The organism is Sinomonas atrocyanea, from assembly GCF_030812675.1.
Lineage (GTDB): Bacteria > Actinomycetota > Actinomycetes > Actinomycetales > Micrococcaceae > Sinomonas > Sinomonas atrocyanea_B.
Window position 1 is genome coordinate 65,576 of record NZ_JAUSTE010000014.1, and the last position, 15,895, is coordinate 81,470.

At 70.9% G+C, this 15,895-nt stretch carries 15 protein-coding genes and 1 pseudogene; 9 read left to right on the forward strand and 7 right to left on the reverse strand.

The genetic code is table 11. From position 1 onward, the window contains the following. Nucleotides 1-36: 36 nt before the first annotated feature. Nucleotides 37-765 carry an SOS response-associated peptidase gene (locus J2W20_RS16905; RefSeq protein ID WP_307008054.1) on the reverse strand — a complete coding sequence of 243 codons (729 nt, stop codon included), beginning with the start codon at nucleotides 763-765 and terminating at the stop codon, nucleotides 37-39. 173 nt (nucleotides 766-938) lie between these two features. On the opposite strand from J2W20_RS16905, the gene thrS reads away from it, so the two are divergent. From thrS to pdxS, 4 genes are all read left to right on the forward strand, one after another. Continuing rightward, nucleotides 939-2,951 carry a threonine--tRNA ligase gene (thrS, locus tag J2W20_RS16910; protein ID WP_373458038.1) on the forward strand — a complete coding sequence of 671 codons (2,013 nt, stop codon included), beginning with the start codon at nucleotides 939-941 and terminating at the stop codon, nucleotides 2,949-2,951. A gap of 73 nt (nucleotides 2,952-3,024) precedes the next feature. Next, nucleotides 3,025-3,576: an HIT family protein gene (locus J2W20_RS16915; protein ID WP_307008091.1), complete on the forward strand. Its 552-nt coding sequence runs from the start codon at nucleotides 3,025-3,027 to the stop codon at nucleotides 3,574-3,576. Continuing rightward, the gene (gene pgsA / locus J2W20_RS16920) at nucleotides 3,566-4,177 is read left to right on the forward strand and encodes a phosphatidylinositol phosphate synthase (protein ID WP_307008056.1); all 612 of its coding nucleotides are present in this window, start codon (nucleotides 3,566-3,568) and stop codon (nucleotides 4,175-4,177) included. Before J2W20_RS16915 ends, pgsA begins: the two co-directional genes overlap by 11 nt. A gap of 57 nt (nucleotides 4,178-4,234) precedes the next feature. Further along, nucleotides 4,235-5,143 carry a pyridoxal 5'-phosphate synthase lyase subunit PdxS gene (pdxS, locus tag J2W20_RS16925; protein ID WP_307008057.1) on the forward strand — a complete coding sequence of 303 codons (909 nt, stop codon included), beginning with the start codon at nucleotides 4,235-4,237 and terminating at the stop codon, nucleotides 5,141-5,143. A 117-nt stretch (nucleotides 5,144-5,260) separates the two neighbouring features. Here the strand turns inward: pdxS and J2W20_RS16930 are convergent, their stop codons facing one another. From J2W20_RS16930 to J2W20_RS16940, 3 genes are all read right to left on the reverse strand, one after another. After that, nucleotides 5,261-6,016: an FG-GAP repeat domain-containing protein gene (locus J2W20_RS16930; protein WP_307008058.1), complete on the reverse strand. Its 756-nt coding sequence runs from the start codon at nucleotides 6,014-6,016 to the stop codon at nucleotides 5,261-5,263. A 132-nt stretch (nucleotides 6,017-6,148) separates the two neighbouring features. Then, nucleotides 6,149-6,544, reverse strand: coding sequence for a hypothetical protein (locus tag J2W20_RS16935; RefSeq protein WP_307008059.1), 396 nt, complete (start codon nucleotides 6,542-6,544; stop codon nucleotides 6,149-6,151). A 56-nt stretch (nucleotides 6,545-6,600) separates the two neighbouring features. Beyond that, nucleotides 6,601-6,930 (reverse strand): hypothetical protein, encoded by a 330-nt coding sequence (locus tag J2W20_RS16940; protein ID WP_307008060.1) that lies wholly within the window; start codon nucleotides 6,928-6,930, stop codon nucleotides 6,601-6,603. Between the two features lie 207 nt (nucleotides 6,931-7,137). Here J2W20_RS16940 and J2W20_RS16945 point away from each other — a divergent pair, with 207 nt between their 5' ends. From J2W20_RS16945 to J2W20_RS16955, 4 genes and pseudogenes are all read left to right on the forward strand, one after another. Beyond that, on the forward strand, nucleotides 7,138-7,503 hold the full coding sequence (locus J2W20_RS16945; protein ID WP_307008061.1) for a biotin/lipoyl-containing protein: 366 nt from the start codon (nucleotides 7,138-7,140) through the stop codon (nucleotides 7,501-7,503). Next, a pseudogene (locus J2W20_RS19230) lies at nucleotides 7,436-7,714 on the forward strand (E3 binding domain-containing protein); the annotation flags it as partial. The gene J2W20_RS16945 and the pseudogene J2W20_RS19230, both read left to right, overlap by 68 nt. Continuing rightward, a complete protein-coding gene (locus J2W20_RS16950) occupies nucleotides 7,715-8,557 on the forward strand; it encodes a 2-oxo acid dehydrogenase subunit E2 (RefSeq protein ID WP_373458043.1) in 843 nt (280 codons plus the stop codon). Then, a complete protein-coding gene (locus tag J2W20_RS16955; RefSeq protein WP_307008064.1) occupies nucleotides 8,554-8,808 on the forward strand; it encodes a phosphopantetheine-binding protein in 255 nt (84 codons plus the stop codon). The genes J2W20_RS16950 and J2W20_RS16955 overlap by 4 nt, the downstream gene beginning before the upstream one ends. Nucleotides 8,809-8,835: 27 nt before the next feature. Here the strand turns inward: J2W20_RS16955 and J2W20_RS16960 are convergent, their stop codons facing one another. The 3 genes from J2W20_RS16960 to asnB all read right to left on the reverse strand — a co-directional run bounded on the left by J2W20_RS16960 (nucleotide 8,836) and on the right by asnB (nucleotide 15,087). Then, nucleotides 8,836-10,173 (reverse strand): phosphoribosyltransferase family protein, encoded by a 1,338-nt coding sequence (locus J2W20_RS16960; protein WP_307008065.1) that lies wholly within the window; start codon nucleotides 10,171-10,173, stop codon nucleotides 8,836-8,838. 99 nt (nucleotides 10,174-10,272) lie between these two features. After that, nucleotides 10,273-12,285 (reverse strand): M3 family metallopeptidase, encoded by a 2,013-nt coding sequence (locus J2W20_RS16965; RefSeq protein ID WP_307008066.1) that lies wholly within the window; start codon nucleotides 12,283-12,285, stop codon nucleotides 10,273-10,275. Between the two features lie 138 nt (nucleotides 12,286-12,423). Then, nucleotides 12,424-15,087, reverse strand: coding sequence for an asparagine synthase (glutamine-hydrolyzing) (asnB, locus tag J2W20_RS16970; RefSeq protein WP_307008067.1), 2,664 nt, complete (start codon nucleotides 15,085-15,087; stop codon nucleotides 12,424-12,426). 168 nt (nucleotides 15,088-15,255) lie between these two features. On the opposite strand from asnB, the gene pdxT reads away from it, so the two are divergent. Beyond that, entirely contained in the window at nucleotides 15,256-15,894 is a 639-nt protein-coding gene (gene pdxT / locus J2W20_RS16975) for a pyridoxal 5'-phosphate synthase glutaminase subunit PdxT (protein WP_307008092.1), read from the forward strand. Nucleotide 15,895: the final 1 nt, after the last annotated feature.

Sequence of the window (15,895 nt, forward strand, 5' to 3'; positions counted from 1 at the left end):
CGCGCTGCGGGCGCCGGGTATTCCCGGCGGTGCGGCTCACCCGGCTGCTTCGATGAGCTCCGGGCCGTCGTTGCGGACGCTGTTCACGAGGCTGCCCACCACGCGGGGGGCGAGATGCGGCTCCGGCATCGAGTCGATGAGCGCCCGCACGTCCGCCTCGCCGGTCGTCTCCGGGTCGAGCCAGTCCGACCACATCTCGCGGGGCACGATCACCGGCGTGCGGTCGTGGATGTAGCCCAGGGCGTCCGAGGCCGGGCCCGTCAGGATCGTGCACGTGCGCAGCCACCGGTGCGGGCTGTCCGCAGGGAGGGTCGGGTCCGGCCAGTTCTCGAACAGGGCAGCGAAGGCGAGCAGCCCGTCGTCGTCCGCGTGCAGGTAGGTGGGGACCTTCTCGAGCGTGCCGGGCTTGGCGGTGCTCTCGCGCTTCTCCCACTCGTAGTAGCCGTCCGCCGGGACGAGCGCCCGCTTGGACGCCGCGGCCTTGCGGAAGGAGGGCTTCTCCGTGACCGTCTCCCGGCGGGCGTTGATGAGCCGCGCCGCGCCCTTGGTGTCCTTCGCCCACGGGGGCACGAGCCCCCAGCGCGCCGTGACGAGCTTGCGCGAGAGTCCTCCGGTGTCCTTCTCGCGGCGGTCGAGGATGATCGGGACGGGGTCCGTGGGCGCAATGTTGTAGGAGGGCTCGAGGGCATCGACGTAGGTCTCGTCGACGTCGAACTCCGCCACCAGGTCGCCCACCGGCCGGGCCATGACGTATCTGCCGCACATGCGCCCATTATGGCCGCGGCCCGGGCCATCGGGCCACGCGGCGGCCGCCTGTCGCCGCCGTGGGTGGGGGACGCGATCCGATAGGCTTGACGCTGGCTGGCTGTGGTCTCCGTACGCCACAAGCTATGAAGCCGGAACATGACGAGGAGAGACCCGTGCCAGAGGCCCAGCAGATGACAATCACCGTTGACGGCGAACCGCGAACCGTGACGGAGGGCACCACGGGAACCGAGCTGTTCGAGGGACACCGCGAGATCGTCGTGATGCGGGTGGACGGCGGCCTGAAGGACCTCGATCAGGCCGTCCCGGCCGGCGCCGAGGTGGAGGGCGTGGACATCGCCAGCGAGGACGGGCTCAACGTCCTGCGGCACTCGACGGCGCATGTCATGGCGCAGGCCGTGCAGCAGCTGCGCCCGGGGGCCAAGCTCGGCATCGGTCCCTACATCAAGGACGGCTTCTACTTCGACTTCGACGTCGCCGAGCCCTTCACTCCCGAGGACCTGCGCACCCTCGAGAAGATGATGCTCAAGATCGTCAACCAGAACCAGGTCTTCCGGCGCCGCGTCGTCACCGAGGTCGAGGCCGGCGCCGCCATGGCCGACGAGCCCTACAAGCTCGTCCTCCTCGGGGTCAAGGACCAGGACTCGAAGGCGCACGACGCCGCCGCGAAGGAAGGCGCGAACGTCGAGGTCGGCGCCGGCGAGATCACGATCTACGACAACATCGACCGCAAGAGCGGCGACGTCGTCTGGTGCGACCTGTGCCGCGGCCCGCACCTGCCCAACACCAAGCTCATCTCCAACGCCTTCGCCCTCACCCGCTCCGCGGCCGCGTACTGGCTCGGCAACGAGAAGAACGTCCAGCTCCAGCGCATCTACGGCACCGCCTGGCCCACCAAGGAGGCCCTCAAGGCCTACCAGGACCGCATCGCCGAGGCCGAGCGGCGCGACCACCGCAAGCTCGGCGCCGAGCTGGACCTGTTCTCCTTCCCCGACGAGCTCGGCTCTGGGCTGCCCGTGTTCCATCCCAAGGGCGGCATCATCAAGCGGGAGATGGAGGACTACGTCCGCCGCCGGCATATCGAGGAGGGCTTCCAGTACGTCGGGACGCCGCACATCTCCAAGGACGGCCTGTTCCACACCTCGGGCCACCTGCCGTACTACGCGGACACGATGTTCCCCCCGCTCCACGTCGACGAGGAGCGCGACGAGGACGGCAACATCACCAAGCCGGGCCAGGACTACCGCCTCAAGGCCATGAACTGCCCCATGCACAACCTGATCTACCGCTCCCGCGGCCGGTCCTACCGCGAGCTGCCGATGCGGCTGTTCGAGTTCGGCCACGTCTACCGGTACGAGAAGTCCGGCGTGGTGCACGGCCTCACCCGCGTGCGCGGCTTCGCCCAGGACGACTCGCACTCGTACGTGACCAAGGAGCAGGCCCCGGGCGAGGTCAAGCACCTGCTGACGTTCATCCTCTCGCTCCTGCGCGACTTCGGCCTCGACGACTTCTACCTCGAGCTCTCCACCCGGGACCCGGAGTCGGACAAGTTCATCGGCACCGACGAGCAGTGGGAGGAGGCCACGGCCGTCCTCGAGCGGGTGGCCCTCGAGACCGGGCTCGAGCTCGTCCCGGACCCGGGCGGCGCCGCCTACTACGGCCCCAAGATCTCGGTCCAGGCCCGCGACGCGATCGGCCGGACGTGGCAGATGTCCACCGTCCAGTACGACTTCAACCAGCCCGCCCGCTTCGGGCTCGAGTACCAGGCCGCGGACGGCACCCGCCAGGAGCCGGTCATGATCCACGCCGCGAAGTTCGGCTCGATCGAGCGGTTCCTGGGCGTCCTCACGGAGCACTACGCGGGCGCCTTCCCGGCGTGGCTCGCCCCGGTGCAGGTCGTCGCCATCCCCGTCGCCGAGGCGTTCAACGACTACCTGTACGACGTCGTGGACCGCCTCAAGAAGGAGGGGATCCGCGCGGAGGTGGACGCCTCGAGCGACCGCTTCCCGAAGAAGATCCGCACGGCAAGCAAGGAGAAGGTCCCGTTCGTCCTCATCGCCGGCGGCGACGACGCCGACGCGGGCGCGGTCTCGTTCCGGTTCCGCGACGGCAGCCAGGACAACGGTGTTCCGGTCGACGAGGCCGTGGCGCGGATCGTCCAGGCCGTCCGCTCGAGGGCGCTCTGACGTGGCGGGGTCCGGGGGCGCCCAGGGCCAGCACGCGGACCCGGCCGTCGACGCGGCCGCGTCGGACGCCGCAGTGACCGACCCGTTCGAGCTGCCCGGGACGCCGGACGCGTTCGGGCGCCTGTGGACCCCCCACCGGATGGCCTACGTCAAGGGCGGCCAGGGCCAGTACAAGGACAAGGACTGCCCCTTTTGCGCGGCGCCGGGCCGGAGCGACGAGCAGTCCCTGATCGTGCACCGCGGCCGGACCTGCTACGCGATCCTGAACCTGTTCCCCTACAACCCGGGCCACCTCCTCGTCTGCCCCTACCGCCATGTGGCCGACTACACCGACATCACCGCCGAGGAGACGGCCGAGATGGCGCAGATCACGCAGACGGCGATGCGGGTGATCCGGGCGGTGTCCAACCCGCACGGCTTCAACCTGGGGATCAACCAGGGCGACGCGGGCGGGGCCGGGATCGCCGCCCACCTCCACCAGCACGTGGTCCCGCGGTGGGGAGGGGACGCGAACTTCCTGCCGATCATCGCCCAGACCAAGCAGATCACCCAGACCCTCGACGAGACGCGCCGGCTGCTCGCGGAGGCCTGGCCGGGCGAGGGGACGGCCGCGGGTGCTCAATAGGCACGCGCGCGAGACCTTCGGTCGCGTCTTCACCCCGCTCGCGCGGTTCCTGCTGCGCCTGCACGTCTCCCCGGACGCGGTCACGCTCGCCGGAACGCTGGGCGTGTCCCTCGGCGCCATCATCCTCTTCCCCCTGGGCCAGCTCTTCTGGGGCGTCGTGGTCATCACCGCGTTCGTGTTCTCGGATGTCATCGACGGCCTCATGGCCCGCCTGTCGCAGCGCGCCGGCACGTGGGGCGGCTTCCTCGACTCGACGCTCGACCGCGTCCAGGACGCGGCGGTGTTCGGCGGCCTCGCCCTCTGGTTCTTCGGCAGCGGCGGGAGCTTCCTGACCGGGGCCCTCGCGGTGGCGTGCCTCGCGCTGGGCAACATCGTCTCCTACGCCAGGGCGAAGGCCGAGTCGCTCGGATACGCCGCGAACGTCGGCATCGCAGAGCGTGCCGAGCGGCTCGTCTCGACCCTCGTCGTCGCGGGCCTCGTGGGCCTCGGCCTGCCGGCGGTGTTCCTGACGTGGACGCTTGGGCTCCTTGCGGCAGCCAGCGCCGTCACAGTGGTCCAGCGGGTGCTCGCGGTGCACCGGCAGGCGGGCAGCCGGGGATAGACTGAGGTGTCCCCACAGACGTTTCCAAGCTTTCCGCGCGACAAGAAAGACGAGCACGTGTCTACTGAAGCAAACGCCTCGGCTCCCACGACCGGCAGCAACCGGGTCAAGCGTGGCATGGCCGAGATGCTCAAGGGCGGCGTCATCATGGACGTCGTCAACGTCGAGCAGGCGAAGATCGCCGAGGATGCCGGCGCCGTGGCCGTCATGGCGCTCGAGCGCGTCCCTGCTGACATCCGTGCCCAGGGCGGCGTGTCCCGCATGTCGGACCCGGACATGATCGACTCGATCATCGAGGCCGTCTCCATCCCGGTCATGGCCAAGGCGCGCATCGGCCACTTCGTCGAGGCGCAGGTCCTGCAGTCCCTCGGCGTGGACTACATCGACGAGTCCGAGGTCCTGACCCCGGCCGACTACGAGAACCACATCGACAAGTGGAAGTTCACCGTCCCGTTCGTGTGCGGTGCGACCAACCTCGGCGAGGCCCTGCGCCGCATCAACGAGGGCGCGGCGATGATCCGCTCCAAGGGCGAGGCCGGCACCGGCGACGTCTCCAACGCGACCACGCACATGCGCAAGATCCGCGCCGAGGTCAAGCGCCTCACGTCCCTGCCCGAGGACGAGCTCTACGTCGCGGCCAAGGAGCTGCAGGCCCCGTTCGAGCTCGTCAAGGAGATCGCCGAGACGGGCAAGCTCCCGGTCGTGCTGTTCACCGCCGGCGGCATCGCGACCCCGGCGGATGCGGCGATGATGATGCAGCTGGGCGCGGACGGCGTGTTCGTCGGCTCGGGCATCTTCAAGTCCGGCAACCCGGCCGAGCGCGCCGCCGCCGTCGTGAAGGCCACCACGTTCTTCGACGACCCGGACATGATCGCCAAGGTCTCCCGCGGCCTGGGCGAGGCCATGGTCGGGATCAACGTCGACGACATCCCGCAGCCCCACCGCCTCGCCGAGCGCGGCTGGTAGACACCCGTCTACGTGGCGATTCGGGCCCACGCTGCCATTCTCTGGCGGCGTGGGCCTCGCTCGTTTCGGCGCTGCAGTCCGCCGACGGAACCTCCCGCCGGTGGATCGGGCAGTTGCTCAGAAGAGTGTGAAGCCGTTCCAGCCGTGGCTCACCCTGTGCGGGGTCGTCGTCGGGCTGAACACATAGAGGACGCCCCTGCTGTCACGGCCCATCAGGTCAGGCTCGCCGTCACGTCCGTCCCAGGCGCCAGGGCAGATGACCGCGGTGTACGAGGGTCCGGTGGGGGTGATCTGGCGGCGCGGGTAGAACGTGCCGTAGGGGTCCTCGGCGTAGAGCCAGAACTTGCCGGACTTGTCGATGGCGACGACGTCCCCATAGTTGCCGTCATTGCTCCAGTCGCCCACCCAGAGCACCTTGGTGTATTGGCCGAAGCCTCCGGCCAGCTTCTTGGGGCTGAAGTGGCGGGTGGCGGTGCTGAACCGGTAGTCCCAGAGGACGCCGGACTTGTCGCGGACCAGGATGCCGGTGCCGTGGGTCGTGCTGCCGTAGCCCTGGATCGTGGTGAAGGCGTTCCAGCCGGAGCCGATCTTGACCCTGGATTTGAACGTTCCGTCGCCGTTCCCCGCGTAGAGCCAGAGGTTGCCGTCATAGCCCCGGGCGACGATGTCGTTGTGGCCGCTCCGGGTGAAGTACCCGGTGATGATGGCGGTCATGTGGCTCCACCCGCCACTGATCCTCGTCCGTGCCAGGAAGCCGCCATCGCCGTTGCCGGGGTAGAGCCACAGGGTGCCGAAGCTGTCGCGCGCGAGGACGTCCGCATTGCCGTCGCCGTTGAAGTCCCGGTAGTCGGTACGGGTGGATGCGGCCTGCACGGTTGCGGGCAGCGGAGCGGCCTGAGCGGTCCCAGCGGATCCCGTTGCTATGACGAACAGCCCCATGATGCTCGTTACTACGCGTAATGTTGCCTTTTTCATGCTAAAAGGTAGAGCCGCCGCTTTCCCCCGTCAATGAGAAGTAACCGGTGAGTAACGCTCGGGCTTTGGCACCTCCCGCCGGCCGGCTGAGGAATCCTTCAGCGGACAGCCGTTCGGCTTTGTGGGAAGAATGCCCGCACGGGCAGGAGCAGCCCGAGCAGGGAGAGGGCGATGAAGGCGACCTGGTGGATGTGGTCTTTGCCCCGGCGGCAGTCCGGCGCCCAGATGGATGGTCCAGAAGACGGGGTAGAACCAGAGCGCGATCCATGCCCAGCGCTCGCCCCGGCGGTACGGGATCAGGGCGACGAGACCGCCGAGGAGGCCCAGCCCGATCGAGGCGAGCCCGTCAGCGCGGTAGAGCGCCTCATCAGCACCCATCGGCGCGATGGCGATCACTATGCCGAAGCCCATGATGCCGAGGCTCACGACTGCCAGAGCGATCCAGCCAATCCGCTGAGGCCAGCGCTGCCGACTCACGTGGTTTACTCCAGGCCTCCGAGGATGCCCAGTACCGTTGTGCAGGGCCACGGCCCGTGGCAGGCAGCGCAGGGCATTCCCATCAGCTCGCCCTCCGGGGCATGGATCTCCAGCATGAGCTCGCAGGCCGGGAGTGAGTCCTCCTGATGGGACATGCCGCGCCGCCGCGCCTCGTGCAGCATCTCGAGCATGGTCCTGTGCAGCGGAGGGGCGGGCTCGGGGCGCGGTAGGGCAATCACCTCCGCCATGAGCAGCGACGGGGAGACCGGGGGTGTCACTGGGCCTGCGGCGAGGTCGGCCTGCGCCGCGAGCTCGCGGCGACGTCTGAGGTCCATAGTGCTCCCGATCGGGTGATGATGGGTGGCGGTCGCGCCACCGGTAGCAAGAATACCTAAAGAGGCATGTCGAGTGCGGCTTTTCCGCGGTGACGGCGAGTGGCGACGATGGAGGGGCGTGGCGGCCAGCCGGGACGCTGCCGCCGGTCCCGCCGCGGGGACTTTCGGCACTGGGCCCTCTCGGATGCGCGGGCGTGTCATGGTGGGGTGAGCGCCGAGACACCCACGGGCACCGTGTGGCCCACGATCCACAAGGATCCGTCCGCGCTCACCGTGCCGCCCTGCCGTCCGCCGCACGGGTGGTCGCCGCGGCCCTCGAGGCGGTCTCCGCCCGTGCATGAGCTGCGCATGCCCTCGCTCGGAGCGGACATGGAGCACGGCAAGGTGGTCGAGTGGCTCGTGCACCCGGGCGACACCGTCCACCAGGGCGACCTCATCGCGGTAGTGGACACCGACAAGACCCTCATGGACGTCGAGTCGTTCGAGGACGGAATCGTGCGCGGCTATGCCGTCGACCTCGCCGAGACCGTGCCCGTCGGCACACCCATCCTCAGCCTCGCCGAGCCGGGCTAGGAGGCGCGTCCGGAGGACGGGGGCGCGCCCGCACCGGACGCAGCGCCCGCCCCGCCGGAGCCCACCCCCTCGCCACGGATCCCCGCGCCGACCACGGAGGCTGCGGGCCCGCCGCTGGGAGCGCCGCGTCCGACGCCGGCCGGCCGGCGCGTGCAGGTCCTCGCCCCTCGCGCGCCGCCTCGCGGCCCAGCTCGGCATCGATCTCGCAACCGTGGCGGGCACGGGCCAGCAGGGAAGCATCTCCGAGGCGGACGTCCGCCGGGCCGCGGCAGGCGCGCCACAGCAGCCGCCCCCAGCCGGCGCAGGGGAGGAGCCGCCCGCGCCCGCTCCCGCTCCGGCCGCTCCGGCTCCGGCTGCTCCCGCCGCCGTCCCGCCGGCCGAGGGGCGCGCGGCGACCCTGCGGGCGTCCATCGGCGCCGTCATGGCCAAGTCGTCGAAGGAGTCGATCCCGCACTACTACGTGAGCACCACCCTCGACCTCGCCCGGATGGGCGCCCTCCTGCAGGAGCGCAACCTCGCCCGGCCCGTCTCGGACCGCCTCGTCCCCGCTGCCTTCCTGCTCAAGGCCGCGGCCGTCGCGGCCCGGGAGGTGCCGGGCATGAACGGGCACTGGACCGACGGCAGGTTCGCACCCAGCGAGCACGTGCACCTGGGCGTGGCGGTCGCCCTGCGCGGAGGCGGCCTCGTGGCCCCGGCCCTGCTCGACGCCGACGCGCTGAGCGTGGACGGGCTCATGCAGCGGCTGCGCGACCTCGTGGCCCGTGCGCGGGCGGGGCGGCTGGCGCGCACCGAGATGGCCAGTGCCACGATCACGGTGACGAGCCTGGGTGACCTCGGCGTGGAGGCGGTGTTCGGGGTGATCGTCCCCCCGCAGGTCGCCATGGTCGGGCTCGGACGGGTCGCCGAGCGGCCCTGGGCCGAGAACGGCATGCTCGGAGTCCGGATGGCCGCCACCGCGACCCTCTCCGCCGACCACCGCGTGAGCGACGGGCTCGGCGGCAGCCGCTACCTCAACCGGCTCGAGGAGCTCCTGCTGACCCCGGAGGACCTATGACACCCGTGGACGCCCGCTCCGCCGTCGTCACCGCCCTGCGCCAGATCGCCCCCGAGATCGAGCCGCAGTCGCTCGAGGACTCCGACAGGCTCCGGCAGGACCTCGACCTCGACTCGCTCGACTTCCTGCGGCTCATCGAGCAGATCGCCGCGACGACGGGGATCGACATCCCCGAGCGCGACTACCCGGAGGTCGCCACCGTGGGCGGCCTGGTCGGCTACCTGGCCGCGCACCGGCAGCCCGAGGGCTGACGGCGCGGCCGCGGGCGCCGTCCTGGCTCAGGCCGTGCCCGCCGCCCTCGGCTGCGATTCCGGCTCGCCGACGAGGTGCTCGGCGAACCAGTCGCGCGCGAGCCGCGCGACGGCGTCGAGCGCGCCGGTCTCCTCGAACAGGTGCGTCGCCCCGGGGACGATCTCGAGGCGGTGGCGGCACGTGAACTGCGCCGCCGCCTCCCGGTTGAGTTCGAGGACCTGCCGGTCCGCGCCGCCGACGATCAGCAGCGTCGGCGCGCGCACCGCGGAGAGCCGAGGACCCGCGAGATCCGGCCGGCCGCCGCGCGAGACGACGGCGCCGATGTCCGCCCCCGGCTCCGCGGCGGCCCAGAGCGCGGCCGCCGCGCCCGTGCTCGCCCCGAAGTAGCCCACGGGCCGCGGCGTTCCGGCGCTCACGGTGCGCAGCCACGCGGTCACGGCGGTCAGCCGCGCGGCGAGGAGTTCGACGTCGAACACGGCATGGCGCAGCAGCTCCTCCTCGGGGGAGAGGAGATCCATGAGCAGGGTGCCGAAGCCCGCGTCCCTGAGCACCCGGGCGACCGCACGGTTCCGCGGGCTGTGCCGGCTGCTGCCGCTGCCGTGGGCGAAGACGATGACGGCTCCCGTCGCGGGGAGGTGGAGCGAGCCGCGCACGGTCGTGTCGTCCACCGGGATGGCGACGTCCTCGTCGATCGGGGCGGGGGAGTCCACCGGCCGCGGGTGCACCGCGCGCCGGGCCGCGGCGTCGAGGAGCTGCAGCACATCGTCGTCCGTTGTCGCCGAGAAGTCTCTGTAGAACCGTCCGACGGCACGGAACGGGGACGGAGTGGTCAGGCACACCACCTCGTCCGCCTCGGCGATCTCGCCGACCGTGTCCGCAGGGCCGACCGGGACCGCGAGGACCACCCGGGCGGCGCCCAGGGCACGGGCCACCCGGCAGGCGGCGCGCGCGGTCGAGCCCGTGGCGATCCCGTCGTCCACCAGGATCGCCGTCCGGCCCCGCAGGTCCTGCTGGGGGCGGACCGCCCGGATGCGCGCCGTGCGCTCGCGCAGCACCTCGCGCTCGCGGGCCTCCACCAGGGCAAGCTCGCGTTCCGTGACGCCCGAGACCGCGAGGACATGGTCGTCCAGCACGCGGACGCCCCCCTCGCCGACGGCGCCCATGGCCAGCTCGGGCTGGAAGGGCACTCCGAGCTTCCGCACGACGATCACGTCGAGGGGCGCATCGAGGGCCACCGCCACCTCGAAGGCGACGGGGACCCCGCCGCGGGGGAGTCCGAGGACCACCGCGTCCTGCTGGCGGTATCGCGTGAGGGCCCTGGCGAGCTCCCGGCCGGCCTGGGACCTGTCTTTGAAGACGTGCATGGCGACCTCCTCGCGTCCCTCCACTGTCCCTCCGCGGGGCATGCGGCGGCAGGGCACAATGTCCATAAAGCCGTCCGCGCGGCGATGGCCCCGTGGTGATCAGTCGAGGCCGCGGCGGGCCAGGAGCGGTGCGACGTCGGCGTCCCGGCCGCGGAACGCCCTGAACGAGGCCAGCGGGTCCCGGGAGTTGCCGCGGGAGAGGAGCTCGCGCCGGAAGGTGTCCCCGTTGGCCCGGGAGAGGCCGCCGTTCTCCTTGAACCACTCGACCGTGTCGGCGTCGAGCACCTCACTCCAGATGTAGGACCAGTAGCCAGCGGCGTACCAGCCGCCGGCGAAGATGTGCTGGAAGTAGCCGGTGCGGTAGCGCGGCGGGACGAGGGGCACGGACACCCCGGCGTCGGCGAGCGCCTTCGCCTCGAACGCGAGCGCGTCCTGGGGCTCCTCTCCCCGGCGCAACCGGTGCCAGGCCAGGTCGAGGAGGGACGCGCCGAGGTATTCGGTCGTGGCGAAGCCCTCGCCCCACAGCCGCGCGGCATCGAGCCGGGCGAGGGTCTCCTCCGGGAGCGGCTCGCCGGTGGCATGGTGGCGCGCGTAGTTCGCCACCACGTCCGGGTCGAAGATCCACATCTCGTTGACCTGGGACGGGTACTCGACGAAGTCCCGGGGCACGTTGGTGCCCGAGAAGCGGGGATACTGCACGTCGGAGAGCATGCCGTGCAGGGCGTGCCCGAACTCGTGGAACACCGTGCGCAGCTCGTCGAGCGTCAGGAGCGCCGGTTCGCCGGCCGGGGGCTTGGGCACGTTGAGGTTGTTGATGACCACGGGGGAGTGGCCCAGCAGCCGCGACTGCTCCACGAGCGAGTTCATCCAGGCGCCGCCCCGCTTGGTGGGCCGGGCGAAGTAGTCGCCGAGGAAGAGCCCGAGGCCCGCGCCGTCCGCGTCGAGCACCTCCCACACGCGCACGTCCTCGTGGTAGCCCGTGAGGTCCGCGCGCTCCCGGAACGTGAGCCCGAACAGTTTCCCGGCGGCGTGGAAGACGCCGTCCTCGAGCACCCGGTCCAGCTCGAAGTAGGGCCGCAGGGCCTGCTCGTCGACGGAGTAGCGCTCGAGGCGGACCTTGGCCGAGTAGAACGCCCAGTCCCACGGCTCGAGCTCGTGGCCGGCGGCCTCGGCGAGCGCCGCCGCCTCGCCCGCTGCGTTGCGCACCGCCGCCGGGGCCAGCCGGCCGAGCATGTCCTCGACCGCGGAGATCGAGGGCGCGGTCTGGTCGTCGACCGCGAGCTCGGCGAAGTCGGCGAAGCCGAGGAGCTCGGCCTTCTCGGCGCGCAGCCGTGCCATCGCCGTGACGAGGTCGAGGACGTCGGTCTCGCCGCCCGAGCTGCCGCGGGACACAGAGGCCTCGAAGATGCGCCGCCGCAGCCCGCGGTCCTCGAGCACGGCGAGGTGCGGCTGGGCCGTGGGCTGGATGAACGTGAGCAGCCAGCCGGACTCATGGCCGGCGCCGCGGGCCGCCTCAGCGGCCGAGGCCCTGTCGTCCTCCGGCATCCCGGCGAGCTCGGCCGGGTCCGTGACGAGGACCGCGGCCTCGTTGATGCCCTTGGCGACGCGCTGGCCGTAGTCCGTGCCGAGCCGGGTGAGCTCGGCGTTGACCGCCCGCAGGCGCTCCTGGCCAGCTTCGTCGAGTGCGATCCCGGCGCGCCGGAAGGCCGCGAGCCACTCCGACACGAGCCGTGCGGACTCCGGGTCGAGGCCCTCCACGGGGATCGCCGCGAAGCGCTCGTAGAGGGCCCGGTTGAGGTACACGGCGTCCTCGTGGGCGGAGAGCTCGGGCATGAGCTCGCTCTCGAGGGCCCGGATGCCGTCAGTGCCGTGCGAGGACACGAGGGTCATGAACGCCGAGACGGCGCGGTTCAGGAGGCCGCCCGAGCGCTCCATGGCGACCGCGGTGTTCTCGAAGTCGGGCTCGTCGGCGCTGCCCGTGATCGCCTCGATCTCGGCGAGGTGCTCGGCCAGTCCAGCCCGGACGGCCTCGGCATAATCGGCATCGCACAGGTCGGCGAACGGCGGGAGTCCGTAGGGCAGCGGGCTGGGGGCGAGGAGCGGGTTCGTCATGAAGCGAGGCTTTCATGTGCCGCCGTACGCCGACAAGGGCTTCCCGCCGGTGTGTCGGGGCCCCGCACGCGCGACGGCGGCCGCGCGGGGTGCGCGGCCGCCGTCGTACGCCGGAGGGACCCGGAAGGGCCGGGTGGGTCAGCCCTGCGTGAACACGAGGGACATCGGCGTGGCCTGGGCGCCCTGCCCCTGGGGGTTGTCCTTGAACATGCCGGCGATGGTCTCGGTCGGCAGGTCCGTGTCGTGCCCCATCACCACCACGCCCAGATCGTTGGCGTCCATGATCGCCGTGCCGCCGAACAGCTCCGCGGCGCCGGCCGGGAGGGCCGCGCGCACGGCCGCGCTCAGGGAGCGGGCCACGCCCTCGGGGTCCTTGGGTGCGAGCTTCACCGAATTGCTCGCCGCGCCGAGGCTGTACGGCGTGGCACCGTCGATCGCGTTGATGTTGTGGCCGACGACGTCGTAGAACACGCCGCTCTTGCCCTGCACCTTGCCCACCACGGACGCCGCCGCGGCCTTGGCGATGAGCGGCAGGCCCACCTCGTTGATCGCGATCTGCATCGACCACGGGCTCCCGAGGCCGATGCCCGCGGGGGTCCGGGTGACGAACTTCGACAGGATGCGCGCCGCCGGGGTCACCTCGATCTCCCACACCGGGAAGGAGCGGCCCTGGGTGATCGCGACGATCTTCTCGCTCACGAGCAGGTACCACGCCTTGCCGTCGACGGCGGCACGCGCCTCCGCGGGGGCGCCCGGCAGGCCGCCGAAGAACCGCTCCACGTAGGAGGCCACGGCGGGGGCCAGCTCGGTGTCCTTGGCGAAGACGTCCGTCTGCAGCGGGTAGCGCCGGTAGATGCCCGCGCCCGAGGCGATGTCGAGCTCCTTGCCCGGGTTGGCCTCGTAGTCGCTCTTGTCCGCCTTGACGTCGGCGGGGGCCTCGTCCTTGTCGATGAACTCCCGCAGCCACAGCTCCACGTTCAGCAGGCGCCAGAAGATCATCGTGTCGGCGTCGTTCTTGCCGTTGAGGTACTCCTCGAACGCGGTGAGGACCTGCTCGCGGTCCCAGTAGGGACGTGAGTAGAACGAGTTGGACATGAAGACTTTGTAGATCCGCTCCTTCATGAGCGTGAACCACTCGGCCTCGGGCGTGGTGAAGCCGATCTTGTTGCGCCGGTTGCTGATCATCTCCGGCAGGAGGCCGCGCGTGGCGTCGCGGAGCACCCGCTTGTTCCAGCCCTCCTTGATGATCGCCTCGTCGGAGAGGCTGAAGAGGTACTTGACCACTTCCTTGTCCAGGAACGGCACGCGGCCCTCGAGGGAGAACCGCATCGTGTTCTTGTCCTCGTACCGCAGCAGGGACGGGAGCGACTTGGCGAACAGGTCGTCGATGAGCCGGGCCTTCAGGTTGGCCGGGATGTTGCCGAACGACTCGTTGGAGAACTTCCCCGTCCACGACTTCTTCAGCAGGGTTCCCATCGAGACGGTCTTCCTGCCACTGGCCATGCCCTTGAGGCGGAACCGGCCGAGCCGGTAGAAGATGTCCAGGCTCGAGCCCGACTCCTTGGCCAGCGTGGCGTAGTCGCCGGCGGCCTTGAGCTGGCGCAGGTACGCGAAGTAGTAGGGGATGTAGCCCGCCATCATCTCGTCCGCGCCCTGGCCGTCCAGGAGGACCGTGACGTGCTGGGAGGCCTCCTTCATGACGCAGTACTGCGCGTAGGGGCCTGAGGAGATGATGGGCTCCTCCATGGTCCGCACGAAGTCGGCCAGGTCCGCGTCGAAGCCCTCCGGGGTGGGCTTGATCTTGTGCGCCTCGATGTTCCCGCTGCACGCGGCGATCGCGGCGTCGGCGTACGCCTCCTCGTCATTGATCGCGTTGGGGAAGACCGCGCTGAAGGTGTTCTGCTTCGCGCCGACGGCCTCGAGGCCCTCCGCCTTCTCCTGCATGAGCCGGTTGATCGTCACCACCACGGCGGAGGAGTCCAGGCCGCCCGAGAGGGCGCTGCCCACCGGGACCTCGGAGTTGAGGCGGATCCGGATGGCCTCGGTGAACCGCCGGCGGTACTCGTCGACGACGTCCTGGGTGTAGGGGGTGTTGACCTTGGACAGCTCGGCGAGCTCCTCCCGCAGGCGGGTGTACGAGGAGATGCGGAAGCGGCTCGTCGCGAGGTCGACCGTCATCATCTCGCCCGGGAGGAGCTTGCGGACGCCGTCGAAGAAGGTCTCCTCGGTGTCGTCGTGGATGCGGTACTGGAGGTACCGGTAGAGGATCCGCTCGTTGGGCCGGGCCTCGATCAGGCCCGTGGCGAGGATGGGCTTGATCTCGGACGCGAACAGCAGACGGGGCTCCTGCTCGGTTCCGGCGTTGGCCCAGTAGAGCGGCTTGATCCCGAAGTGGTCGCGGGCCAGGACGAGCTGCCCGCGGTGCTGGTCGAGGATCGCCAGGCCGAACATGCCGTTGAAGCGGTCGAACGCCTCGGTGCCCCACTCCTCGTACGACTGCAGCACCACCTCGGTGTCGGAGGCGGTGCGGAACGTGCGGCCGGCGCCCTCGAGCTCGGCCCGGAGCTCGCGGTAGTTGTAGACCTCCCCGTTGTACACGAGGACCGTCCGGCCGTCGGCGCTGACCATCGGCTCCTGGCCGTGGGCGACGTCGACGATCGCGAGCCGCCGGTGCGCGAGGCCCACGCTGCCGTCCGTGAAGTAGCCCTCGCCGTCGGGCCCCCGGTGCACGATGCAGGTGTTCATCGCCTCCAGGAGCGATTCATCGAGCCCAGCGCCGAAGTAGCCGGCGATTCCGCACATAGTGCTGTCCTCATCTGTTGTCCTGCGGGTCTGCGCTCCATGCTACCGGCGGGGCCCCCGCCGACCCGCCCCGGGGGCGGCGACTACACTGTCACGGTGACTTCGAACGCCCCGACTTCCCCGCAGCCCGCACCGGATCCCCGCTCGCCCCAGGGCCAGGGAGCGCCCGTGGTCGGCGTGCTCGCCCTGCAGGGCGACGTGCGCGAACACCTCGCGGCGCTCGAGCAGGCCGGGGCCCGCGCCGTCAAGGTGCGCCGGCCCGAGGAGCTCGACGCGGTCGACGGCCTCGTGGTCCCGGGCGGGGAGTCGACCACCATCGACAAGCTGGCGCGTGCCTTCGGCATCGCCGAGCCGCTGCGGGCCAAGATCCGCGCGGGCTTCCCCGTGTACGGCTCGTGCGCCGGGATGATCCTGCTCGCGGACGAGATCGCGGATCCCACGCCGGACCTCGCGGGGCGCCCGCAGGAGTCGTTCGGCGGCCTCGACATCACGGTGCGGCGCAACGCGTTCGGCCGCCAGCGGGAGTCGTTCGAGACGGACCTGGACTTCAAGGAAGTGGACCAGAGCCGCGGGCCGGTCCACGCCGTCTTCATCCGCGGACCGTGGGTCGAGCGGGTCGGCCCGGACGTCGAGGTCCTCGCCGAGGTCGATCCGGCCCACGCGTCGCACACGGCGACGCTCGGGGGCAGGTCTAGAATTGTCGCAGTGCGTTCTGGACGGCTGCTCGCCACATCGTTCCACCCCGAGGTGACCGGCGAGACACGGATCCATGAACTTTTCATCCGCATGATCAGAGGAGAAGCGTAGG